Annotated in this window: 22 protein-coding genes; 17 read left to right on the top strand and 5 right to left on the bottom strand. The window is 45.7% G+C overall.

Features of this window, described 5'->3' with window-relative positions:
• The first annotated feature begins 175 nt into the window (after positions 1–175).
• Positions 176–2,734 (top strand): DNA internalization-related competence protein ComEC/Rec2, encoded by a 2,559-nt coding sequence (locus ASD40_RS10030; RefSeq protein ID WP_057303149.1) that lies wholly within the window; start codon positions 176–178, stop codon positions 2,732–2,734.
• A gap of 18 nt (positions 2,735–2,752) precedes the next feature.
• On the opposite strand, the gene ASD40_RS10025 is transcribed toward ASD40_RS10030, so the two are convergent.
• Genes ASD40_RS10025 through ASD40_RS10010 form a run of 4 tightly spaced genes read right to left on the bottom strand, consistent with a single transcriptional unit; the run spans position 2,753 to position 6,791 of the window.
• Complete coding sequence (locus ASD40_RS10025) at positions 2,753–2,941, bottom strand: hypothetical protein (RefSeq protein ID WP_057303148.1); 189 nt, start codon at positions 2,939–2,941, stop codon at positions 2,753–2,755.
• A gap of 7 nt (positions 2,942–2,948) precedes the next feature.
• Positions 2,949–4,127: a Ger(x)C family spore germination protein gene (locus tag ASD40_RS10020; protein WP_057303147.1), complete on the bottom strand. Its 1,179-nt coding sequence runs from the start codon at positions 4,125–4,127 to the stop codon at positions 2,949–2,951.
• Positions 4,117–5,226, bottom strand: coding sequence for a GerAB/ArcD/ProY family transporter (locus ASD40_RS10015; protein WP_057303146.1), 1,110 nt, complete (start codon positions 5,224–5,226; stop codon positions 4,117–4,119). Before ASD40_RS10015 ends, ASD40_RS10020 begins: the two co-directional genes overlap by 11 nt.
• Complete coding sequence (locus ASD40_RS10010; protein ID WP_057303145.1) at positions 5,223–6,791, bottom strand: spore germination protein; 1,569 nt, start codon at positions 6,789–6,791, stop codon at positions 5,223–5,225. The genes ASD40_RS10015 and ASD40_RS10010 overlap by 4 nt, the downstream gene beginning before the upstream one ends.
• 348 nt (positions 6,792–7,139) lie before the next feature.
• Here ASD40_RS10010 and ASD40_RS10005 point away from each other — a divergent pair, with 348 nt between their 5' ends.
• The 3 genes from ASD40_RS10005 (at position 7,140) to holA (ending at position 10,124) form a co-directional block, all read left to right on the top strand.
• Complete coding sequence (locus tag ASD40_RS10005) at positions 7,140–7,688, top strand: RNA polymerase sigma factor (protein WP_056838612.1); 549 nt, start codon at positions 7,140–7,142, stop codon at positions 7,686–7,688.
• Positions 7,685–8,893: a zf-HC2 domain-containing protein gene (locus ASD40_RS10000; protein WP_057303144.1), complete on the top strand. Its 1,209-nt coding sequence runs from the start codon at positions 7,685–7,687 to the stop codon at positions 8,891–8,893. The genes ASD40_RS10005 and ASD40_RS10000 overlap by 4 nt, the downstream gene beginning before the upstream one ends.
• Positions 8,894–9,104: 211 nt before the next feature.
• Positions 9,105–10,124 carry a DNA polymerase III subunit delta gene (gene holA, locus ASD40_RS09995; protein ID WP_057303143.1) on the top strand — a complete coding sequence of 340 codons (1,020 nt, stop codon included), beginning with the start codon at positions 9,105–9,107 and terminating at the stop codon, positions 10,122–10,124.
• Between the two features lie 74 nt (positions 10,125–10,198).
• Here the strand turns inward: holA and rpsT are convergent, their stop codons facing one another.
• Positions 10,199–10,450, bottom strand: coding sequence for a 30S ribosomal protein S20 (gene rpsT / locus ASD40_RS09990; protein WP_028557986.1), 252 nt, complete (start codon positions 10,448–10,450; stop codon positions 10,199–10,201).
• Positions 10,451–10,739: 289 nt separating this feature from the next.
• Between rpsT and gpr the strand changes: the two genes are divergently transcribed.
• The 13 genes from gpr to dnaK all read left to right on the top strand — a co-directional run bounded on the left by gpr (position 10,740) and on the right by dnaK (position 24,827).
• The gene (gene gpr, locus ASD40_RS09985) at positions 10,740–11,738 is read left to right on the top strand and encodes a GPR endopeptidase (protein ID WP_057303142.1); all 999 of its coding nucleotides are present in this window, start codon (positions 10,740–10,742) and stop codon (positions 11,736–11,738) included.
• A gap of 135 nt (positions 11,739–11,873) precedes the next feature.
• The gene (locus tag ASD40_RS09980) at positions 11,874–12,347 is read left to right on the top strand and encodes a TIR domain-containing protein (protein WP_057303141.1); all 474 of its coding nucleotides are present in this window, start codon (positions 11,874–11,876) and stop codon (positions 12,345–12,347) included.
• Positions 12,344–13,321, top strand: a complete 978-nt coding sequence (locus ASD40_RS09975) for a TIR domain-containing protein (protein ID WP_057303140.1) — start codon at positions 12,344–12,346, stop codon at positions 13,319–13,321. Before ASD40_RS09980 ends, ASD40_RS09975 begins: the two co-directional genes overlap by 4 nt.
• Positions 13,293–13,460, top strand: a complete 168-nt coding sequence (locus ASD40_RS37140) for a hypothetical protein (RefSeq protein WP_156389954.1) — start codon at positions 13,293–13,295, stop codon at positions 13,458–13,460. The genes ASD40_RS09975 and ASD40_RS37140 overlap by 29 nt, the downstream gene beginning before the upstream one ends.
• Before the next feature lie 542 nt (positions 13,461–14,002).
• Positions 14,003–15,232, top strand: a complete 1,230-nt coding sequence (gene spoIIP, locus ASD40_RS09970; RefSeq protein WP_057303139.1) for a stage II sporulation protein P — start codon at positions 14,003–14,005, stop codon at positions 15,230–15,232.
• A 79-nt stretch (positions 15,233–15,311) separates the two neighbouring features.
• Complete coding sequence (locus ASD40_RS09965) at positions 15,312–15,707, top strand: DUF3679 domain-containing protein (RefSeq protein WP_057303138.1); 396 nt, start codon at positions 15,312–15,314, stop codon at positions 15,705–15,707.
• 74 nt (positions 15,708–15,781) lie between these two features.
• Positions 15,782–17,596, top strand: a complete 1,815-nt coding sequence (lepA, locus tag ASD40_RS09960) for a translation elongation factor 4 (RefSeq protein ID WP_057303137.1) — start codon at positions 15,782–15,784, stop codon at positions 17,594–17,596.
• Between the two features lie 214 nt (positions 17,597–17,810).
• Positions 17,811–18,962, top strand: a complete 1,152-nt coding sequence (gene hemW, locus ASD40_RS09955; RefSeq protein WP_057303136.1) for a radical SAM family heme chaperone HemW — start codon at positions 17,811–17,813, stop codon at positions 18,960–18,962.
• A 158-nt stretch (positions 18,963–19,120) separates the two neighbouring features.
• Positions 19,121–19,594 (top strand): N-acetyltransferase, encoded by a 474-nt coding sequence (locus ASD40_RS09950; protein ID WP_235549214.1) that lies wholly within the window; start codon positions 19,121–19,123, stop codon positions 19,592–19,594.
• 111 nt (positions 19,595–19,705) lie between these two features.
• Complete coding sequence (hrcA, locus tag ASD40_RS09945) at positions 19,706–20,734, top strand: heat-inducible transcriptional repressor HrcA (protein WP_057303135.1); 1,029 nt, start codon at positions 19,706–19,708, stop codon at positions 20,732–20,734.
• A complete protein-coding gene (locus tag ASD40_RS09940) occupies positions 20,731–22,272 on the top strand; it encodes a TCP-1/cpn60 chaperonin family protein (RefSeq protein WP_057303134.1) in 1,542 nt (513 codons plus the stop codon). The genes hrcA and ASD40_RS09940 overlap by 4 nt, the downstream gene beginning before the upstream one ends.
• 60 nt (positions 22,273–22,332) lie before the next feature.
• Positions 22,333–22,917, top strand: a complete 585-nt coding sequence (grpE, locus tag ASD40_RS09935; protein WP_029193540.1) for a nucleotide exchange factor GrpE — start codon at positions 22,333–22,335, stop codon at positions 22,915–22,917.
• A 68-nt stretch (positions 22,918–22,985) separates the two neighbouring features.
• Positions 22,986–24,827 carry a molecular chaperone DnaK gene (gene dnaK / locus ASD40_RS09930; protein WP_057303133.1) on the top strand — a complete coding sequence of 614 codons (1,842 nt, stop codon included), beginning with the start codon at positions 22,986–22,988 and terminating at the stop codon, positions 24,825–24,827.
• Positions 24,828–24,934 lie beyond the last annotated feature (107 nt).

Raw genomic sequence — 24,934 nt, 5'->3', positions numbered from 1 at the left:
AAAGATGAAAGAAGAAAGAAGAAAGAAGAAAGAAGAAAGAAGAAAGAAGAAAGAAGAAAGAAGAAAGATGAATGATGAATTTTCAGTGTATAGATCGCTTCGTCTATTTTCGTAACTCATGTAAATGATTGCAATTCGATTTTATAACATTCAAGAGGAGGGGGAGCGAATACATATGCAAATGCTAATGAAACGACCAGTTGTTATAGGGTGTTGTCTGTGGATAACTGGCTACGCGCTCGCTCTCTATACCGAGCTGCGGTGGTTATCTTTGATGACGAGCGCGCTGCTGTTAGCCGCGCTTATCGTCATCTATGCGCTGCGGCTGCCTGGCAGACAGCCGCTGTGCGCCTTGCTGCTGGTCGGGGTAGCCTATGGCTACTTCCAGTGGACCGACCAGCGCAACGTCTCTGCGCTGCTGCCGCTAGCGCAGCAGCAGAACCTGGTCGGCAGCGAGGTCACGCTGCTCGGCCGATTCTCCAGCCCTGTCACCGTTGACGGCGACAGGGCCAGCTTCACGATGGAAGCGGAGTCCATCCGCTTCCCAAGTGCGGAAGCTTTCCCGCTCGGCGGGGAAAGCGTGCAGGTCTCGCTGCGCCTGCTCCAGCAGGAGCAGCAGGCGGTGGCGTCGGGCTGGCGCCGAGGCGACGCCTTGACGCTGCACGGGACGCTGCGCAGCCCGTCCCCGGCCCGCAACTTCGGCGGCTTCGACTACCGCCGATACCTGCGCCTTCACCACACCCATTGGCTGCTCTCCGCCAAAGGGGTGGATCAGGCGCAGGTCGAGCCTGCGGCTGCGCGCTTAAGCGTCGTCCAGCTGCTGCGCTGGAACGATGAGCTGCGCGGCGCCCTCAGCAGGCGAATGGACCTTATCTTCCCCGCGCCGCAGGCGGGGTTCATGAAGAGCATGCTGATCGGTCAGACGGACGATCTCGATCCCGAGCGCTTCCAGCAATTTTCGGAGCTGGGATTGACGCATATTTTGGCCATTTCCGGCTTGAATATTGCCGTATTTCTTGGTGTTTGCATTTGGATCATGCGCCGATTAAAGCTGGCAAAGGAGACCTATTTGCTTATCTGTATATGGTTATTGCCATTCTATATCCTACTGACAGGTGCTTCCCCCTCCATTGTTCGGGCCGGACTCATGTCTATAATTGCCCTCTATGCAGCACGGCGAGGGCTCTTTAAGGATGTTTTGCATATTATGTCGATTGTCGCATGGGTCATGCTTTTGTGGGATCCATACTTCCTGCTGGATGTCAGCTTTCAGCTTTCGTTTCTGGTTACACTTGGTCTCATCGTTGGCGTACAAAGAGTCAATGATTTATTCGTTCCTTGGATTTCCTCCCCAATTATAAGAAATACGACCTCTATCACGCTTGTTTCCCAAATGGTATCCTTTCCGGTATCCATTTATTATTTTAATCAGTTTTTTTTATTGTCTTGGCTGGCTAATGCCTTCCTGGTTCCTGTTATTAGCATGATTGTATTCCCAGCTGGCCTGCTTGCTTTAGTTCTGGGAATGGTTTACGTTCCTGCTGGGAAAAGCATCGGTTGGCTTATTTCTTGGTTAAACGAAGTGATTTTCTGGATGACAGACAAGCTTCAGCATTTACAGCAGTTTAAGCTGCTGTGGCCGTCGCCAAGCTTACCCTGGATTGTTTTTTATTATACTTTTCTCATTATGATTTATGGATTATGTCAGCGCTTGTCTCAACAAGCTGGAGGAGAGCTTCCAATCATTTTGGTAAGTGTCAAAGGTAAAAGGAAAGTGAACTTATCGAAATGGTTAGTATGTGCGGCAGGAGGTTTCCTGCTATTGCTTTGGATAGGATACTCGCCTGAGCGCTTCAACCGTTCCGGTCTCGTTCAATTTATCGACGTGGGTCAAGGTGATGCTATACTGATTCGGACGCCATATGATCGACATATTCTGGTTGATGGTGGAGGGACTCTTACATTTAGGAAACCTGGTGAAGCTTGGAAAATTCGCAAGGATCCTTATGAAGTTGGCCAAAAGCTGCTTGTTCCGCTGCTCAAGAAACGCGGTGTTCATCAACTTGATCTCGTCGTTCTCACACATGAAGATGCTGACCATAGCGGCGGTCTGCAAGCAGTTATTGCGCAAATGCCCGTCAAGCAATTTCTTTTTAATGGAACGCTTAAGCCAGGGGCAAGTATCGAGAAATTATTTGATACCCTGCTAACGCGAAAAGTGCCGCTTTTGCCTGCGAACGTAAGCAATTGGATTCAGATCGATCCGCTTACCAGATTGCAGGTCCTGTATCCTTTGGAAAAAGATAATCGGCTCATCGAAATTGTCAAAGAACAGAATGCGCAGTCCGTTGTTTTTTTGCTCGAGATGCAGGGGACGCGTTGGTTATTTACGGGGGATATGGAGAAAGAATCTGAAGCTGTTGTGGTCGATTATTTTAAAGAACATTCTTCGTTAATTGATCAAGAACAACATATAAATCACAAGGTCGATGTACTGAAAATTGCTCATCATGGCAGCAAAACATCGACGACACCAGGGTGGATCGACTTTTGGAAGCCTACCTGGGCCGTCATATCCGTAGGAGCTATGAATAGTTATGGTCACCCATCACCCGATGTATTAAGGCGTTTGGATGAAAATGAAGTGCAGGTTTTACGAACAGATCAAATGGGGGAAGTGCAACTTGAAGTCCGCAAAGAAGGGATTTACTCCCGTGTTAAAATAATAGATTAATTAACATCTGAATGGCCTCTATCCAGAGTTGTTCGATTGTAGATCTTCGTGTTCTTCTGCTGCTGTAGGCTCCTGTTTCCATGGTGGATCCCCATGTGCGTGCAGCTCTTTGTATATCCAATGAACACCGAAGGGAATGACGAATGAGAGAATGGTACAGATCAGTATCATCCCTGATGGAAACCTTCCAATGAGAGAAAACCACATACATGCATTACTCCTCTGTCGTTTTGATGATATTTCCGATACGCCTTATAATGACCTCAGCCTGTACGTTAATTTCTGATTGTGTGAATATATTTAATCCCTGATCCCAATCATCTGCAATTGGTTTCCATATTTTATAATGATTTTGATAGAGATAGGCCCCTAGTCCCAGTGCATCCTTTTTATAAGTTTGTTGGAGCTTTTTAATTGCTTTAAGGGTATTGGCTTTGACCATATCTTCCAAGCTTTTCTCCAAATCTTTAATTGCTTCTGAACTAGAGGGATCATAATCTGAAATCGATTTATCAAGAACGCCCTCAGTTGCAAGTTTAATATTAAACTTGAACTTTGTTGGATTGAGCTGCTGCATTGTTATTTTACTTTTCGCTCTTTCCGCTCGGAAGGCAAAAGTGTGATCTTTAATCTTAGCTTCGATGATCCCGCCTTTAATTTGGTCAGTGACGAAGTTCAACCCTTGCGTTTCATCGCCTTGCAAGAATCCGACCAGTTCCTTCGTATGACCATCGAAGATAGCGGATCCGGTCATTGAAACGCCTTTCTCTTCCAATTTTACAGTTTGAATAGCGAAGCTTTCATGTTTGACCAAAAATTCGTGGACATCACCTATTCGTGATTCGGGTAACATGTAATTGGATTTTCGGTCATTTCTGGCAATAGATGTAATATAATCGATAGGTGTTGGTTCATTAAAAGTAGGGATATCTAATATATCTGAGGCTTTTCCATTGGCAATTAATATTTGAACGCCTCTTCGCATTTCACTATTCCGTAAGAAAAAGTCCAACAAGTCAGCGAAAATTTTATCGTCTTTGGCTACTTCGCTGGAAATGATAATGATTTTTAGATGTTCGAAATAAGGGGAACGACTCGTCCTAATTGCCAATCTCGAGCTAAGGGCAGGCATGGAGTTTTCGGTTGTTGATAAATTAAAGTAGGCTTTATTGGAACTGCCTGATCCGCTTTGTCCTTGACTGCTTTGTTTCAGCCCACTGGGTACGACAATCTGATAGGTTCCTTTGAATTTGTATTTCGGAGTATTGCTGTAATCGATAGCAACGCCGACTACAAACCCCCGTTGGTCTATTTCTATACGATCCCAGCAGCCTGTTAAAAGGAAGAGGATGCAGATTAGACTGGTCCAGCAGCTCCTTTTTTTAAGAAGCATCACTATTCACTCCTCGAAGTTTAGCACCAACATGGATGAGGATAGGAAAGAGAATGGCGACAATTAATCCAATATAACTAATGATACCGCTTATTTCATCGAAATCAGCTAAGTTTCGTGGAAACATGCAAAGGATATAAATGAACGGACTTAGTAGGAATACCCACGTTTTTTTCTTTGTTTTAGGGAAAACGGACATAAGCAGATAGATGGAACAGTCATAGGCCATAATCGTCGTTGTGAAAACAGCCATAATCCAAATTGTAAAAAATATAGATTCAAAACGCTCAAAGAATGCGCCTGGAATTTGCATTTCCTTGGCAAGCTCAATGGCAGGATACGTAATTTGTTGAAGGGCGAAATGTGAAAATACACCAACGCAAGTAATGTAGATTGCCGTATATAGAACAATAGGAATAGCTACTCCGATCATAACAGCTTTCGGGGCTTTCTCTGGGTGATTCATTAGGGTGATGTAAATTAAGATGACTTCAAAACCAAAGAGCGAGAACGCGCTTGTTTGCACTCCCTTCGCTAAACCTTTCCAATCTGAGATTAAGAAAGGTTTTAAGTCGTCTAAATGAAATATGTTCATGCTAAAGGTGAGTACAACGAGTGAGATGACGATAACAATGGGTAAAAATAAAATATTAAGACGAATAATACCGACTCGGCTGCCAGAAACCGCATATACGACAACCAGTAAGAAGGTTAAGGATATCGCTTCAACAGGAGTCCGCTCAAATAAGTATTGTTTGGAAATATTAGCAATAGCCCTAACTTCATAAGCACTATATAGGATAAAGTAACCGATGAGAGAAAGGACTGCAATGAGGGCAATAGGCTTCGTAACGGCTGCTGAGGCATAAGCGAAATAACCTTGTTTGCTAAAATGAGTCGCAATTTTGGCTAGCATCCAGGCTGAGACGATCGTAAGAAGGCCTGCCAGCAGCATGGACACCCACCCGTCAGAAGATTGAACCGTTTTCGCTAGCTCCCTCGGCAGAAATAGTATACCTACGCCAATAATCATGGATGAAATCGTGATGACTATATCCACGAAACCGATCTCACTATCGCCATATTCAAAAGATTTCATCCTCTATTTCTCCTTCCTCTCATTCTTTGATCATTTTTCGTTTGCATCATTTTTGGCCGCTTTGTTACGAACAACAGCGGTGATCTTAAAATGAGATCTTTCCAGTCCCGTAATAAGATTGGCGCAAAAGGGGTGGAATATGGAACGCCAAAGCTCTTCAGATTTACCAGGTGAATATTGATCATGATGTAGGCTAAGATGATTCCGTATAAGCCTAAAAAAGCAGCGGCCAACATAATGCTGAATCGCATGACGCGCAGTGAAATGGCAAACGAATAAGAAGGCAGCGAGAAAGAAGAGATAGCAGTGACGGCAACGACGATAACCATAACGGGACTTACCATGCCGGCAGCCACAGCTGATTCTCCAATAACTAAACCGCCTACGATCCCAATAGTTTGGCCGATTGGTTTGGGCAGTCGGAGTCCTGCTTCCCTGAGAAGTTCGAGCGTGAATTCCATAGCGAAAGCTTCAACGACTGCAGGGAATGGCACACCTTCCCGAGCTCCAGCGATGGAGAATGCCAATTTTGAAGGGATCATCCCATGATGAAATTCGAGCAAAGCGATATAAAGAGCTGGCAAAAAGGTAGCGATGAAAGCCGATATTAATCGGAGTACCCGAGTCAACGTAGAGATGAGCCAATGTTGGTAGTAATCTTCGGGTGATTGTAAACTTGAAGCGAATGTAATCGGCAATATGAGGACGAAGGGGTCTCCATCAACCAGAATGGCAACTCTGCCTTGGAGAAGTGCTCCAGATACGCGATCAGGCCGTTCCGTATTCATAATAAGAGGAAATGGACTAAGGAAACTATCTGCTATCCATTGCTCCAAGTAACCGGACCCTTCGATATCATCTATGTCGATGGTCTTTATTCTGCGAGTAACTTCTTTCACAAGGTCGGGATGCACAATGTCTGCAATATAAGTGACAATTACCTCACGTCTACTTCTTTGACCGATTTGATACGTGTCAAAAACAAGGTTGGTTTCTTTAATTCTTCTTCTAAGCAAAGCGGTGTTCGTGCGTATGTCTTCTGTAAAGCCTGCTCTGGGTCCCCGAATAATCGATTCAGTTTGCGGTTCTTCAATCGAACGGGTTTTCCAACCGCAGCTGGAAATGATGATGGATTGTGCGAGATTGTTGAATAGAAGAAGCGTATCGCCTGATAGAATGGCCATTAAAGCTTCGTCCAGAAGTTCAACTGTTTCCAACTCATAAGCTGTCAGAATTTGCTGCTTCAATACGTTTATTAAATCCGAAGATGAGGTAACAGGATGATCAAAGGAATGGAGCATCGGGCTTAGTAATTGTTCATTAATCATAGCTATGTCGACCAGACCATCAATGCTGACTAAAGCACACGGATATTGCTCTGTACCGATTGTAAACTGTCTAATGAGCAGATCGCTTGGATGGTGCAGGATTGTCTGAATGGTAGTCAAATTTTCTTGCAATGATGCTGATAACCGTTTATTGGAATCTGGACTTGAAGTGATTGGCTTGTTGGGATCCTTAGGGGTTCGAAGCAGATGCTTTCTGCCAAATAATTGTTTGAACATGATGCAGCCCTCCACTTTCGAATAGCTCATCTGTAATATTTACCACTTCGGTTAGAATTAAACGGTTATGGCAATTTCTTAGGCGGTACTACCCAAACATAGTACTATTCCTTCTTTTAAAAAAGCTTACAATGGAGAGTAATTTGATGAATGAGAGAGAGGGGAGAACGGTTTGTGAGACGAAGGTGAAACTAATCGGTCTAGCATACGTCTAATAACAAGTGTATTTATTTCAGGAAGTTTGATATTCTGGTAGTTGCAAGACGGCCATTGTTTTTTTATTCTAAAAGAGTTGCAACCTTATGAGACGCTACTGCGTCTGTAAGATTGCAAGAGGGAGGGATCCCAGTGGTAGCACCCGAACTGGTAAGATCTGCACAAGCCGGTGATCGTGATGCTCTCATTACCCTATTGCGAGAAATTGAGTCTCACGTTTATCGAACCGCTTATTATATTTTGAATAATGAACAGGATGCCCTCGATGCTTCACAGGAGGCACTCCTTCGGATTTATACAAAAATTAATTCCTATGAAGAAAAAGCGCTCTTCAAGACGTGGGTACAGCGGATTGTAACGAACATCTGCATCGATAAATTTCGCAAGGCGAAACCAACGGTTTCGATTGATGAGCATGATATGACCTTTACAGCAGAACATAATGTTGAACAGGAAATGTTAATTGGCTATTTAGCCAAAGATATTAGAGAAGCAATCGAAAAGCTTCCCGAACACCATCGATCTGTTGTTGTTCTCCGTTATTTGCAGGACTTTTCGTATCATGAAATTGCAGAATCTCTCAACTTACCGTTAAACACGGTGAAGTCTTACTTATTTCGAGCTAGACAGCAATTACAGTCGCTGCTCCAAGAATATCAGAAAGGAGGTGTTCGGGGATGAATTGTCAAGAGGTGATGGAATTTATGCAAAGACAGCTGGATGGGGATTTAGATGCAAAAGAGGAAGATGAGCTTCATGCTCACCTGATGCATTGCTTGGACTGTGCACAGATGTTTGAACGTTTACAAAGATTGTCCGATGAACTGACCCAGTTACCAAAGGTCATTCCTCCATACAGTTTGGTCGATGCTATCATGCCGCAGCTAGCTGATATTGATAAACATGCCGCGGCGTCCATTACCGACAAGGTGGCTGCTTTCGGCACCCATGCTAGCCAGACAGCTTCTGTGCAGCCTCCCAAACTCCCTTGGACACGCCGTTTAGGATCACAGTTCTCCTGGAAATTCGCAGGTGGTGTCGTTGCCGCAGGTCTCATCCTTGGTTTTTTTGCATTCAACCTAAAGCATCCTATGCTGGATCAAGCAGATGATTTAATGCAGCCCAAGGCTGCATCTGGAAAGCAGATTGCCGGACAAATGCCAAGCACGGCGGGGTCCGATTCAAAGGCCGCAGAAGATGCTGGCAAGAAGAAGGCAGCAGACAGTGCAGACGCAAAGCAGGAGGCACCTAATGCCCCGGCCGCTGAGTCATTTGGGCAAGAGAAAGCTAAGCCAGATGTAACAACGGGGAATGAGATAGTGGGGCCGCAAGCTACAACAGACGCGAAACTGGAGGACCCGCAAACGCTGAGTTCATCTGGGGCCGCGAAAGATACGAATGGTTTGCGCCAGGCACCTTCTACCTCAGAGCCTGAACGGCTGAAAGATCAAGCTTCCGCTGGAACTAATGAGAAGAAGGGATCGGACCCTGTATCGACGAATCCGCCAGCAGGCAGTGAAACTTCAAATAAAGTGCCGGACCAGAAGGTATTGAAAACTACGGAACCAACACCTACGCCTGCTGCTAAGAATGGTGGAGAAACGAATGATGTTGGAGGCATATATTCTTTGACAGCACCTAGTGCGAAATCGTTGAAATCAACAACAGGCGTTCTCGAGGCTGTTGTTGAAGAGCAGCATGTTGTGATCCGAAACAGCTCTACCCAAGAAGTTGTTTTTGCGTCCAAGCAAGTTTGGAAGTCTGGTGATCTTATTACGCTAGTGGAATGGTCTAAGGACGACAAATTATTTTATCAAGTTCAAAGCGAAGGCACGCTTCACACTATTCTCATTGATGTAAATGCGAAAGAGGAAGCAGCTAAGTAAATTTGTGATACGAATGCACCAATGTGACGGTTCTAGCGTATGTTGTATAAGGAAGCGGCAATGTTTTGGTGGTTTGTCCACACGGTATAAGGTTTCTAGAGCCTTTAACCGGTGTTTAAATAGACAAACAAAGGGGTTACCTCAAGGTCTTCGGGCTTTGACGTAATCCCTTTGTTGTTGGTAAAATGGTTGCAAGGAGTGAACATTAGCTATGGACGCAAAGAGAGCATTGAAAGATATACAAGCAGGGCGCCCTGCACCGGTTTATTTGTGCTACGGTCCTGAGAAATATAAGATGAGGGAATTTATTCAGCTATTAACGGATTTGCTCATAGAGCCCGAGCACAAAGAGTTTGCAGTGAGTAAATTTGATTTAAGTGAGATTAGTCTCTCTGCGGTGCTGGAGGATGCAGAGACCCTTCCCTTTATGGTTCCGAAGAAGCTGGTTATCGCGAAGAATGCGCTTTTTTTCACTGGGGCGAAGGAAAGTTCGAAGATTGAACATCACTTGGATCGTTTGACCGATTATTTGAAATCTCCAGCGGAACATACCGTCGTGGTGTTTACGGTAGATGCAGATAAATTGGACGAGCGTAAGAAGATTGTGAAAGCGCTCAAGGACCTTGAAGCCGCGGTTCCCTTCCTATCACTGAGCCCGGAAGAATTGCAGCAATGGGTGGCCAAACAAGCTGGGCAGCTGGGTTTTACGTTTACGGGGGAAGCCGCCGACCAACTGATCTTATACACCGGCGGGAATTTGCAATCTTTATCTGCAGAAATTGAGAAGATTTCTTTATATGTAGGAGTAGGTGCGGAAGCATCAGTTGATGTTATCGATCAATTGGTGGCCCGCAGTACAGAACAGAACGTCTTCATTCTTATAGAAGATATTGTAAATGTAAGGCTGGAACGCGCCTTCGTTATTCTTGAAGAGCTGTTGAAGCAGCGTGAGGAGCCGATCAAGATCGCGGCGCTCATCGCCAGACAGTTCCGCATCATGCTGCAGGTGAAAGAGCTAAGTAAACAAGGCTATTCCCAGCAGCAAATGGCTTCACAGATCGGTTTGCATCCCTTTGCCGTAAAGGTGGCTGAAGGGCAGGCGCGCAAATATGATATTGAGAAGCTGAGCAGGATCATGTCGCAGCTTGCGGATCTCGATTTCCAAATGAAAACGGGGAAAATCGATAAAGTGTTAGGTCTTGAGTTGTTTCTTCTTAGGCTTGCTGCCTAGGAGGACAACCTTTGGAAAAGTAAAAAGTCCAGCTCTCTGTGAAGAGAACTGGACTTTTGCTTTATGTCCGTGTATTACGCTTGGGCCGTAAGAGCGTTCAGCTTTTTAGCCAGACGGGACTTCTTGCGGTTAGCGGCATTTTTATGGATTAAGCCTTTAGAAGCTGCTTTATCTAATTTCTTAGAAGCGTTAATTAGAGCTTCTGGGCTTACAGCTGTTTCGAAAGCTTTCACAGCAGTACGCAGAGCGGACTTTTGGGAAGCGTTACGAAGACGGCGCTTTTCGCTAACTTTTACTCGTTTAATAGCGGATTTAATGTTTGGCATGAAATTCACCTCCTACTTACAAAACACGGTTCAACGTTACATTTGTTTGTTTGCTGACAACTTTAAGTATTCTACCATGCAACTATTGAAAATGCAAGACCTGTCAATAGGTTTTCAGTGGTCTTAGTTTTTGTATAAGTGGTTGTAAATCGTAGCACAATAAGGGATGCAATGCACCCAAGGATAACGGCTAAGCTGTCCTCCAAGGACAGGCGCGTTTCCCCAGAAATATGCAAAGCTTATAATGTGAAACATATAAATTCTTATATTTTGAGAAAGGGGAACTTCAATGGACTTAGGCTCTTTTACAACACATACGGATCTTGCGTTAGATGCAAGGGATATGGCTCATGCAGCTAATCAGGGGCAACCGATACCTGGCATTGAACAGGAGTCGACACGAGAAAACGGGATACGAGTTACCAAGATCAACGTTCTGAACGAAGAGGGCTCCAAAGCGCTTGGTAAGCTTCTCGGACATTATATAACGATAGAAGTGCCAGCTCTGCGGGAGAAAGACAGCCAATTACAGGACCGCGTCGCCACGAAACTGGCTCAAGAGTTTGAACAGTTTTTGCGTGAAATCGGCATTCCTAAGAATGCGAAGGCTCTTGTTATCGGTCTGGGCAACTCGAATGTGACACCCGATGCTCTTGGCCCCTTGGTTGTGGATAACGTGATGGTCACACGTCATTACTTTGAACTAGTTCCAGAGGACGTTAGTCCAGGGTATCGGGCAGTTAGCGCGGTAGCGCCAGGGGTGCTCGGAACCACGGGAATTGAAAGCAGTGACATCGTTCAGGGGATTGTCGATATGTCCAAACCTGATTTCATTATTGCTATTGATGCGCTGGCTTCCAGATCCCTTGATCGGGTCAATACGACCATTCAAATCGCGGATACGGGCATTCATCCCGGTTCAGGCATCGGAAATAAACGCAAAGGGTTGACCAAAGAAAACCTTGGCATTCCCGTTGTTGCCATTGGAGTCCCGACCGTTGTATATGCGTCTACCATCGTCAATAATGCCTTCGACCTGATGCAGAAACATTTTAGCGAGCAGACGCGAAATACAGGGCAGATCCTAGGCCTTCTGGACGGTATGCAGGAGGAAGAGCGTCTAATGCTTGTGAAAGAGGTGCTAAACCCCGTAGGACACGATCTGCTTGTCACGCCGAAGGAGATCGACCAGTTTATTGAAGACATCGCCAATATTATTGCTAGCGGCTTAAATGCTGCCTTACACGATGCCGTAAGTGTCGATAATGTGGCGGCCTATACGCACTAAATGATTTTAAGAACTGGGTCCGCTAGATTGGCGGATACAGTTCTTTCTTTTTGTCCATTTTTACGTAATTTGGAAGGAATAAGGAGGGGGGCGTCGAAATAAGGGACGATCACCTTAAATGAGGACGTGGTTCTGTTGAGCAGCGCAAATAAAGCGAAGCTATTCATAGGGTCATCTGCTGAAAGTGTTGAAGTTGCAGAGGCCTTGCAGTCTAATCTCCATTTTTCATTTGATGTAACAGTTTGGAGTCAATTGCTTTTCCCACCTTCACATACAACCTTGGCTCCACTTATTAAGCAGGCGAAGTCTAGTGATTTTGCTATCTTTGTCTTCCAACCGAATGATTTGACACTTTTGAGAGATTCATTGGTTAGCACGGTACGTGACAATGTTATTCTGGAATTGGGGCTATTTATTGGACAAATAGGTCTAGAGCGAACATATTTTCTAATTCCGGAAAAAGAAAAATTACATATAGCCTCCGATTTAATCGGCCTAACACCACTTACTTATGATGCGAATCATTCCTCTGGGCTAATGGCTGGCCTAGGACCGGCAACTTTCGTCGTGAAGCAAATGCTCAAAGAGTTAGGGCTGAGAGAGAAATGAAACCAAAGATATTTATAGGCTGCTCCCCTTCAAGTTCGCTGTGGGCAGAATTCTATCAAGCGCAGTTGTCGTCTTCATCCGAGGTTACGGTTATTAATCAGGGTGTGCTTACAGCGTCCAATCATAAATTGAAAATGCTAAAAAAGCATATCGAAGAGACGGATTTTGCCCTTCTTATTATCACACATGCGGATTATCATGATCCCTTGGTTTACGGGAATATACTCGTATTGATAGGGCTTTGTATCGGAGAATTGGGTCACAGCCGCACGTTCATTGTGATGTCTAAAAATTGTGAACTTCCTGAATATCTGGAGGGTTATAACCCTCTGCGAATCGATGATCAGCAGGCCGTTTCGGGAATCGCGGAGCTAGCAGGTCCTCATCTCTACCCGATTAAACATAGTATCGGTGTTCATAAGAATCGCTTTAAGCAATCCGATATGAAGAAGAACGATGCTATACGCAGTTTTTTGTTCGATGCTTTGGATTCGCTTAGTGTGTCCAGTGTGGATTATGACCGCGTTTTGGATAAATTCCATAAGACATTTGATACCAATTGTGGTATAATTGAGCTTCAAGAAGTGACAGCGGCAACGCTCTTTGAGCTTCTCGAAGATGGTGTCACCTTGCAGCAGTTTGGCCGTGCCGGTCAGGTTAGCAACAACCACAGTTTCAACGTCAATGACCCAACTAGCTATTTAGCCGAATGTTACCGGGGCAAAGATACGAACATCTACCTGGGGCAAGCCAAGGATAAAGAAGATGGCGAGTTTGAATACATTTATTGCATTAAGCTGCATCCAACCATTGTTTCATCCATACATTTCAAAACAAGGACGGATATTCCCGCGCGCAATCATCATCAAGTCATGATGGAGTTATCGGAAAGAAATGCGAAGCTCGTGTCTTCACTCAAATCCATTGTGAAAGGAAGGATTATTTATGCTGAAGCACATGAAGAAAGTTCGTAACCGACCAACCACAGACCATAAACATAAACCGAGTGACAAGTCGCTGCTCAAATTATATAACGGACCTACTGTTCTGAACAAAACGAGTGGGGTAACGATTGTGGCCAAAGGGTCATTTGATTTCGAATCCCTCGCGTAGCATGAATAGGATAAACTTAAGAACCCCATATGGGGTTCTTTTTTGCGTATATGCGTAATATTACTATTTAGCTTAACCCGCGATTACTACTGACTACTAAGTAATGATACAAGTAACAGCTTTTTCGGACCCGAGACATGGGGGGGATTATAATTACTCAAGGGTTCAGGCGCAAGAAGTCGATCCAAGGGGAACTACGATACGCTATTTATCAAATAACTGCACTTTTAGGTAAGTAGAGGAACGTAGAAGCGTTATTTTGCCATTTTTGGCTGATTTACTGCGCTCGAAGGAGGAATAAGAGATTGTCGTTCCGCCTAGACATGAAAAAGACCAATTTAGCCCCAAATAAGGTATCTACGTTCCCATTCATGAGGCTACAGGTGAATTTGAAGTGGATCGACTGAAGAAAGAGCCTGAGCAGCGTCTCAGGTCTATTTGCGTTTCTTTTTCTCTCTATCAGAAAAATTCTAGTGTTTCGGGTTCTATCGACGGAGCTCGTTTCATAGATTGAAGTAAGATAGATTAGGAGGAATCAAACTATGAAATGGACATCAGCTACATTGAATCTCAGCCATGTTCGGAAAACGTTTCAGAGCGCAAGTTCCGTCGGGAAAACTTTTTTTATACTCAGCTTCGGCACATTAGCTCTTTTTGTTCTTATTGGCCTAGGCGGCTTCTTGCAGAATAGAGTTATGACTACTTCGCCAGTATCTTCTATGAAGAGCTTAGCTGCATCCGTCACGAATCAATTTTTTATCGATATGCTGGGCATGGAAGTGCCTCATCTACATAAAGATCAGAAGAAATTTACATTTTCTCAGCATAATGTGTTTCATTTCGCTTTTCAGTTCATGACGGACATTAATCCGAGCGATCCCAAAAGCCTTGTGGCTAGTGAAGTTCCTGGTATGGATGCGAATAAAACGACGGTCTTGGTAAAAGGGACAGAAACGAATCCCAGTGATCCTATTGATTACAGTCCAAACTCTCAGGATCTAGAGGCAGAGGCGAGGAATCCTCAGCTTCCTCCATCACCAGAACCCTCACCTGCGGGTGGTGCCGCTGCGATCACAAACCCAACGGGACAACCGCCAAGAACCGCGGGGGATAATATAGCTTTCATTTATCAAACACACAGCAATGAGTCATTTTTGCCGGAGCTAAGAGGTGTTACGGATCCTGACAAGGCTTATAGCGATAAGGTGAATATCATTTCCGTAGGTCAAAGATTAGCTCAAAATTTGGAAAAGGACGGCATCGGTGCCGTACATTCCAAGACGGTCTATCCAAGTACAGTCAAAAATTTCGAATATCCGTATTCCTACAAATATTCCTTGAAAACGTTACAGGAAGCTGCTGTTTCACATCCGGATTTGCAATATTACTTCGATATTCATCGGGATTCCGCTGCTCGCAATAAAACGACCGCAACCTTCGACGGCAAAGATTATGCCCAGGTGTATTTCATCATCGGCGGTAAGAATCCGAATTGGAAAAAGAACGAGGAATTCGCAAGCAAAATTCATCAAGCGTTAGAAGCCAAGCATCCCGGTATATCCAAAGGAATTCATGCAAAAGAAGCCAGTGAAGGCAACGGATTATATAATCAGAACTTTTCGCCTAATAATATATTAATTGAGGTCGGCGGTCCGTACAATTCACTCGAAGAGTGCTATCGAACCACAGATTGGTTGGCAGAAGCTATTTCAGAGGTGATTTTGAACGCGAAGAAAGTGGATGCGCCGGTTATTACCCCTAAGCAGTCATAGAATTCGTTTTGCTATTGCAAAACTCAGTTAAAGCTTACGATGCCAGTTTTCTTACGAAAACTCTAAGGAGGATATCAAAATGAGGCTGAGGCATTTTTATATGAAAGTAGGCTTGTTTGGACTCTTGCTGTTGTTCTGTATTTTATTCGGAGTCAGCTTGGCGTCGAGCGGGATGGAACGCATACAAGGACCTCAGCCATCCTCCAAAACTGCACAGGAGTCAGATGTCAAGACGCCACCTGTGAAAGTGTCCACAGTTAAGGCGTCACCAACTGGGGCGGCCAAAGGAGATGCAGCTGCGAAAGCTAAGACTGCCGCGAAGCCAGAGGCTGAAAAGAAGACCGAACCGGTTGCTGATCACGATAATTCATTGAATCACGTTGGGAATAAATTAGGGGACTTTCTGCAGATTGCTTCACATCATGGAATTAAGTTATTCGTGTCTATATTTGATGCCATCTTAGGGAAAGGTTAAGGGGTACATTGCTGCAACTTCCCACAACTGCTATAATGAAAATTATTTGCATGTAGTGGGGGTTAGTCTTTAGCATGACGGACATTCGAGAAAGACAACAAAGAATTCGCAACTTTTCAATTATCGCTCATATCGATCATGGCAAGTCAACACTTGCCGACCGCATATTGGAATATACGGGCGCGTTATCATCGCGTGAGATGCAGGAGCAAGTGCTGGACCAGATGGATTTGGAGCGGGAACGCGGAATTACGATTAAACTTCAGGCGGTTAGATTAGCTTATCGTGCTGACAATGGCATCGATTATATTCTTAATTTAATTGATACACCGGGACATGTAGACTTTACATACGAAGTATCCCGAAGCCTTGCAGCGTGTGAAGGCGCTCTGCTTGTTGTAGACGCTGCACAAGGTATCGAAGCGCAAACGCTTGCCAACGTATACCTGGCATTGGAAAATAATTTAGAAATTTTACCTGTTATCAATAAAATCGATCTACCTAGTGCTGATCCTGACAAAGTGAAGCAGGAAATCGAGGACGTTATCGGACTCGATGCTAGCGAGGCTGTTCATGCTTCCGCGAAAGCCGGTATTGGGATTAAAGAGATCATCGAGCAAATTTGTGAGAAAGTGCCGGCTCCGCAAGGAAATCCGGACAATCCGTTGAAAGCATTGATCTTCGATTCCCATTACGATAGCTACAAAGGCGTAATCGTTTATGTGCGTGTCGTAGATGGTTCGATCAAAGCGGGCTCCAAAATCAAAATGATGGCGACGAACAAGGTGTTTGAAGTCATTGAAGTCGGGGCTTTCAAACCGAGAATGTCATCCGTTCCTTCCCTTGAGGTTGGAGATGTTGGATTCGTTGTTGCCGGTATCAAAAATGTAGGGGATACACGAGTCGGTGACACGGTTACCGAAGCGGATCGCCCGGCGCCTGAAGCATTGCCAGGCTATCGCCGGATCAACCCGATGGTGTTCTGCGGACTGTATCCGATCGAAACAACGGATTACAACGATCTGCGTGAAGCTTTGCAGAAGCTGGAGCTGAATGATGCTTCTCTGCGTTTTGAACCGGAAACATCTACAGCGCTAGGCTTTGGCTTCCGCTGTGGTTTCTTGGGTCTGCTGCACATGGAAATTATTCAGGAGCGGATTGAGCGTGAGTTCAATATTCCGTTAATTACGACGGCGCCAAGCGTTATATATCGCATCACATTGACGAATGGCGATGTAATGGAAATCGATAATCCATCGAATTACCCAGATCCACAACGTATTGACTTCGTTGAAGAGCCATATGTCAAAGCATCGGTTATTGTTCCGAATGATTACGTAGGAACGATTATGGAGCTTTGCCAAGGCAAACGCGGTGAATATTTGAACATGGAATATCTGGATACCAACCGTGTGACATTAACGTACGAAATTCCGTTATCCGAGATCGTATATGATTTCTTCGATATGTTGAAGTCAAGAACAAAGGGCTATGCTTCATTTGACTATGAAATATCCGGCTACAAGAAATCGAATCTCGTGAAAATGGACATTCTTTTGAATGCCGAGCAAGTGGATGCTCTCTCCTTCATTGTTCACCGTGATACTGCGTATCATCGCGGCAAAATCATTTGTGATAAGCTGAAGGAACTGATTCCTCGGCAAATGTTCGAAGTGCCGATTCAAGCGGCGATTGGACAGAAGATCGTTGCGCGTGAGACGGTTAAAGCGATGCGTAAAAACGTACTCGCCAAATGTTATGGCGGTGACATTTCAAGGAAACGTAAGCTCCTCGATAAGCAAAAAGAAGGTAAGAAACGCATGAAGCAAGTCGGCAGCGTAGAAGTGCCGCAAGAAGCGTTCATGGCTGTTCTCAAAATCGACGAATAGATTGAAATGAAATCGAAGAATAGATCGAAATGAATGAGAAGCTGGGGTGGCAGAGTAACTCTGCCCCTTGGCTTTTTCTTACCACATAAGAAAGTATAAGTTTTCGGTTCCCGAAAACTGCTTTCTTATTGGCGATAAAACCCACCTCTAAACGCGGTCGCTCATCCTTGAATTGCCTCGATAGAGGTTTTCTCAATAGAAAGGAAATACCCCTATGTTAGTTACCTATACGGCCCCAACAGCTGTGTATATTCATATCCCATTTTGCACAAACAAATGCCATTATTGTGATTTCAACTCTTATGTCCTCAAAGGCCAACCCGTTATGGAGTATCTGGATGCGCTTGAGCGCGAGATGGAGCTTACGGTTAGGAATAATCCGCCGATCAAGGTGGAAACGATTTTCGTGGGCGGGGGAACACCAACTGTTTTGCTTCCTGATCAAATGGAGCGGTTTCTCCGCATGGTTCGTACGTATTTTCCAGCAGATAGCGCTGAAATCGAGTTTTCGATGGAAGCAAACCCAGGAACGACGGACGAAGATAAGCTGGCTGTTATGAAAGAAGGCGGCGTCAATCGGATCAGTTTCGGTGTGCAATCTTTTAATAATGATTTGCTTGCCGCAATTGGGCGCATTCATAATACAGATGACGTGCATCGAAGCATCGCGAATGCCAAAAAGTTAGGATTCAATAACCTTTCCATTGATTTGATGTTCGGGCTTCCCAAACAAACCGTGGACATCATGCAGGCTACATTGGATGAGGCTTTATCTCTAGATCTGCAGCATTACTCCATCTATAGCCTAAAAGTAGAAGAGAATACGTTGTTTCACACATTGTTCAATAAGAATCAACTGCCTCTTCCAAGTGAGGATGAGGAAGTCGATATGTACGAACTCATCATGAAGAGGTTAGAGGCAGCGGGTTATAAGCAATATGAAATCAGCAACTTCGCTAAACCGGGTCGAGAGAGCAGACATAACTCGATGTATTGGCGCAATCGTTCTTACTATGGACTCGGAGCAGGGGCTCATGGATATATGAATGGCCAGCGTCATGTGAACGTGAAGGGAATTCAACCTTATATTGATGCTGCAAAGGTAGGCTTACCGATCATGGAACAATTTGAGGTAACGCGGCAGGAAGCTATGGAAGACTTCATGATGGTTGGTTTGCGATTGCTCGAAGGTGTGCGGAATGCGGATTTTATCGAACAATTCGGAACTACCATCGAATCACAATTCGGGGAAACCTTGAATGGCTGGCTGCGAAAACAGCTGCTTGAACAAACACCGGATGGGTATCGATTGTCCAAACATGGCATCCTGCTTGGCAACGAAGTCTTTGCTTCGTTCCTTGCCTAGGCGAGAAACATAGAGAGACCTGTTTTGATGCAAAAAACTCTTGTGCAAATATACGGTTTATTGTATATTTATACATGAATCCACAAGCGAATCAGCGGCAAAGCCGTCGTGGCGCTAGCGTGGGTTTTATGCATTTTGTTGCGATTGGTGGGATGACAGTGAGTCTATCAACTACAGTGTCCGTTAGAAAAGCTTCGATAAGTGATATCGAGAAGCTGCATGATATTATACAAGGCTATGCCAAGCAGGGGATTATGCTGCCGCGGAGCAAAGAGATGCTGCAGGAGCAGATCGACACTTTCGTTGTCGCCGAATCGGATGGCTTGCTGATTGGCTGCGGCTCCCTTACACGACTTGGGCCTGATCTTGTTGAGATTCGCTCACTTGGGATGACCCAAGGCTACAAGGGACAAGGAATCGGCGGAAAACTTGTGAACTTCTTAGTTGAAGAGGCAAGGAGCCAAGGCATTATTAAAGTGATGGCGCTCACGTATGAAGTTGCTTTTTTTCAAAAAAACGGCTTTACCCTCGTGCCAAAAGAGATTTTCCCGGAGAAGGTTTGGAAAGATTGTATGCATTGCAAAAAACAGTATTGCTGCGACGAAATCGCCGTACTTAAACGTTTGGATTGACTTGACAACAGACCTAAGGGTCTGTTATTTTTGTATTAGGATTTAGCACTCACTAAATACGAGTGCTAACGAAAGTGGCAAATAGTGATTTGTGAAGAGGAGGGGTACCTTATGTTGACGGAGCGTCAGCGCATGATTTTAAGTGCTATCATTGATGATTATGTTCGTTCAGCAGAGCCAATTGGTTCGCGAAGTATTTCGAAGCGGGGCAATGTCGGATTCAGTCCGGCGACGATCCGTAACGAGATGTCTGATCTCGAAGAAATGGGTTATTTGGAGCAGCCCCATACGTCCGCAGGTCGTATACCCTCGCACAAAGGTTATCGCTATTATGTCGATCATTTGCTTCAACATGGTACCTTGCATAATAACGATTTGGACTCCATGAAGGGTGCTTTTGCCGAACGCATTCAAGAGATGGAAGGTGTGATCCAGCACGTTGCGGGAATGCTCTCCAGTCTTACGAATTATACATCGATCGTGCTTGGCCCTGAGGTATTCAGTACAACGCTGAAACACCTACAGATTATCCCGCTTACAGAGACGACGGCCGTTGCCATTATTGTTATGAATACGGGTCATGTGGAGAATAAAACAGTTTCCATCCCTGAAGGCATACGGATGTCTGAGATCGAGAAAGTCGTTAATATTCTGAATGCAAAGCTTAAAAATGTACCGTTGATAGAGTTTAAATCCAGGCTTTACAATGAAATTTCGAGCGAGTTAAGCAAATATGTGAACGGGTATCAAGAGCTTCTTTCGGTTGTGGAAAGCGTGCTTCAAAGTAACGAGAAAGATCGCGTCTTCCTAAGCGGTATGACGAATATGCTGACCCAACCCGAGTTCAAGGATGTTGACAAGGTCAAGAGCATCTTTGATCTATTGGAAGAAGCACCCACCCTCATCAAATTGTTTACATCGTCAAATGAAGGCATTGAGATTAAAATTGGTGCTGAAAATAGTATTGAAGCTATCAATAATTGCAGCTTAATAACGGCCTCGTATTCGATCGGTGATAAACCTCTTGGAACAATAGGGATATTGGGTCCTACCCGAATGGAATATGGCAGGGTCATTAGCTTAATGGAACATTTGTCGAAGCATCTAGAAGTCGTTCTTGGGCGTTGGTACGGCAAATGAGCGGAATGAAAACAGTTCATAGCGAGGGTGAGGAACGTTACTCTACGCTGGTCAACAATGCTGCTGCCGTAAGAGCGATTTGTTCTGCGGTCGAGGGGACACTTGGACCCAAAGGTCTCGATACCATGCTAGTTGGCGGGCAGGGTGAAGTCATTATTACCAATGATGGTGTAACTATTTTGGAAAAAATGGACGTCACCCATCCCGCGGCTAGGTTAATGATTCAGGTCGCACGCAGCCAGCAGCGCCAAATCGGCGACGGTACAACGACGGCAACGGTTCTTGCTGGAGCGTTGGTACAGGAAGGTGTCGCTCAGGTAACACGTGGCGTACCGGTCGCTAAGGTCGTCAGCGGAATGCTGCAAGGCATCGAGCTTGCGGTAAAAAGCTTACAAAGCCGAAGCCGCGCAATTGTCGGTCTAGGTGATAGCGCGCTGAAACGCATTGCTATCACGGCCGGTAGGGAGCAGGCGGACATCGCAAAGCTCATCGTTCAAGCCGCCGAAGCGGTCGGTGAGGCGAAGCTTCGCGAAGACGGCTACCGCTTCGCAGACAGCGTGCTCGCCCATGAAGAGGCGAGCAGCGAGGTATGGACCGGCATTCTGCTGAACCAGAAGCCGATGAACCTGCATCTCGAGCATGAGCTGCGTGATGCTCGAATTCTCGTGCTGCATGATGCTCTGGAGCCTGAGGCGGTCAGCGAAGAAGCGCTGGTCACCGAGGCAGGCTTCCAGCGCTACATGCAGCTGCGGGAGCAGTTCCGCAGCAGCCTAGGCTCGCTGCTGGAGCTTGGCGTCGGTCTGATCGCATCAGACCGCGGGGTTGACCCCGAGGCGGAGCAGTTCTGCTCCGACCATGGCATTATCGTGCTGCAGCGACTGTCCCGCAGGGACATGCAGCTGCTGAGCGAGCACACCGGCGCTAGGCCGGTGCGGCGCACGGCGCTGCGCAAGAGCGCACCCGAGCTCGGCGCCGCCCTTGGGCACGCGGGCTATGCCGCGTACGACGAGCGGCTGGAGCGCGTGCGCGTAGCGCGCGGTCACGGCGAGCAGCACGTGACCGTGATCGTCGGCGCCGCGACACGCGAAGCGGCGCATGAGCGCTCGCGCATCGCGAAGGATGCTGCGTCAGCCGTTCAAGCCGCCGTGCGCGGCGGGTACTTGCCTGGAGGCGGCGCCGCGGAGATGGCGGTCGCCCATGATCTCGAGCGCGTTCGCGAGACGATGAAGGGCATGGAAGGCTTCGGAGTTGCCGCTGTCGCAGGGGCACTTCGTAAGCCGGTGGCCCAGATTGTTGTCAATGCGGGATATAATCCGCTCGAGAAGGTTGAAGAGCTGAAGGCCGCGCAGATAGCGCTTGAAACCGACAGTCTCGGTATCGATTGTGATACCGGACAAGTAACTGACTTCTTAGAAGCAGGCATTGTGGATCCAGCGGATGTGAAAATTCACGCTCTGCAAGCGGCTGGAGAAGTTGCTGCCGCTGTGCTGCGTATTCATACGGTTATTAAGATGAAGCAGCCTTTTGAAGAGGCCTAAAGATGGGCAAACTGATGTCAGAGAGATTATGATGTATTATGTTTAGGAGGTGAAGGACAATTGAGTACTGGAGATAACAAAACAGCCGAGCAAGACGTGAACACTACATACGCAGCCGAAGGCGAGCAAGCCGCTGAACAACAAGAAGCGGTAAGCCAAGATTCGCAAGCGGAGGTTTCTGAGGAAACCAAAGAAGTTAGCGAGTTGGAAACGGCGCGTATGCAAGCAGAAGAAAACTATCAGCGTTTATTACGCGTTCAAGCGGACTTCGACAACTTCCGCCGCCGCGCTAGAGCGGAGAAGGAAGACTTCGCGAAATACGCTTCGCTAAAATTGATTGAGCAGCTTTTACCGATTGTAGATAACTTCGATCGCGCGCTGTCTTCAAGCAAAGAGACGAAGGATTTCGACGCTTTGGTGAAAGGCTTGGATATGACGTACCGCGGCATCGATCAACTGCTAACAGCAGAAGGGCTTAAACCGATCGATTCCGTAGGTCAACCGTTCAATCCGGAATTCCACCAAGCGGTTATGCAGGTTGAATCCGAAGAACACGAAGAAGGTATCGTGGTAGAAGAACTGCAAAAAGGCTATATCCTAAAAGATAAAGTCATCCGACCTGCCATGGTCAAAGTTAGCGTGTAAGAGATCTTATTTTTCTCAACATTCAAATAAACGAAATGTTCCATAGGAGCAAAAGGAGGCAGCTTTACATGAGTAAAGTAATTGGTATTGACTTAGGTACAACAAATTCTTGCGTTGCCGTAATGGAAGGCGGCGAAGCCGTCGTAATCCCTAACCCGGAGGGTAACCGTACAACCCCTTCAGTAGTTGGTTTCAAGAAAGATGGCGAGCGCGTTGTTGGTGAAACAGCAAAACGTCAAGCAATCACAAACCCAGACAAAACAATTAGCTCTATCAAGCGTCACATTGGTACTAACCACAAAGAACACATCGATGGCAAAGATTACACGCCACAAGAAATCTCAGCAATCATTCTGCAAAAGCTAAAAGCTGATGCTGAAGCTTACCTTGGTCAAACAGTAACTCAAGCCGTAATTACGGTCCCTGCTTATTTCAATGACAGCCAACGTCAAGCAACTAAAGATGCTGGTAAAATTGCTGGTCTTGAAGTTCTTCGTATCGTCAATGAACCAACTGCAGCAGCACTTGCTTACGGTTTGGAAAAAACAGAAGATCAAACAATTCTCGTTTATGACCTTGGTGGCGGTACATTTGACGTATCCATCCTTGAATTAGGCGATGGTTTCTTTGAAGTTAAAGCAACAAGCGGAGACAACAAGCTTGGCGGCGACGACTTCGACCAAGTCATCATCGATTACCTCGTAGCTGAATTCAAAAAAGAGCAAGGCATCGACCTTTCTAAAGATAAAGCAGCGGTACAACGTTTGAAAGATGCAGCTGAAAAAGCGAAAAAAGAGCTTTCCGGCGTTCTGACAACGACTGTTTCCCTGCCGTTCATTACAGTAGCTGACGGCGTTCCTCAGCATTTGGAATTGAACCTAACTCGTGCGAAGTTCGAAGAGCTTTCCGCTAGCCTTGTTGAAAGAACACTTGGACCAACTCGTCAAGCACTGCAGGATTCCGGTTTGTCTACAAGTCAAATCGATAAAGTAGTTCTTGTTGGTGGATCCACACGTATCCCAGCAGTTGTTGAAGCGATCAAGAAATTAACTGGTAAAGAGCCTCATAAAGGCGTTAACCCGGATGAAGTTGTTGCCCTTGGCGCAGCGGTTCAAGCGGGCGTATTGACTGGTGAAGTGAAAGACGTTGTTCTTCTTGACGTAACACCACTATCCCTTGGTATCGAAACAGCGGGTGGCGTGTTCACAAAAATGATCGACCGCAATACAACGATTCCTACAACAAAATCACAAGTGTACTCCACTTATGCAGATAACCAAACAAGCGTTGAGATTCACGTTCTTCAAGGTGAGCGTTCGATGGCTAGCGGGAACAAAACACTAGGCCGTTTCATGCTTGGTGATATTCCTCCAGCTCCGCGTGGCGTTCCGCAAATCGAAGTTAGCTTCGATATCGATGCGAACGGTATCGTTAATGTGTCTGCACTTGACAAAGGAACTGGCAAAAGCCAAAAAATCACGATCACTTCTTCTAGCGGCCTAAGCGATGCAGAAGTTGAACAAATGGTGAAAGATGCGGAAGCTCATGCTGAGGAAGACCGTATCCGTAAAGAGCTTGTAGAAGCTCGCAACGAAGCGGATCAACTCGTATATTCCGTTGAAAAAACGATCAAAGATCTTGGCGATAAAGTAGACCAAGGCGAGATCGACAAAGCGAACGCTGCTAAAGAGAAAGTGACAGCTGCTCTAGCTGGTAACGAACTCGAAGCGATCAAAAAAGCAACAGAAGAGTTGACAGAAGTGATTCAACAGCTTTCAGTTAAGCTGTATGAGCAAGCTGCTCAGGCGCAAGGTACTGGAGACGGCGATGCTGGTGCTGGCGAAGCACCTAAAGGCAGAGAAAATGTTGTCGACGCGGACTACGAGGTTGTTGACGAACCAAAAAAATAATCATATCCTAATTAAATATGAAGTTTAAAAAGTTGACTTTGATAACGATGTTTTTTCATGAAGTATCACGGCATCGAAGATTGAACGAAAATCGGGAAGTCCGGTAC

The organism is Paenibacillus sp. Root444D2 (genome assembly GCF_001426375.1).
Taxonomy (GTDB): Bacteria; Bacillota; Bacilli; order Paenibacillales; family NBRC-103111; genus Paenibacillus_E.
The sequence above is the reverse complement of the archived record's forward strand: the minus strand, read 5'-3'. Positions and strand labels throughout refer to the sequence as shown.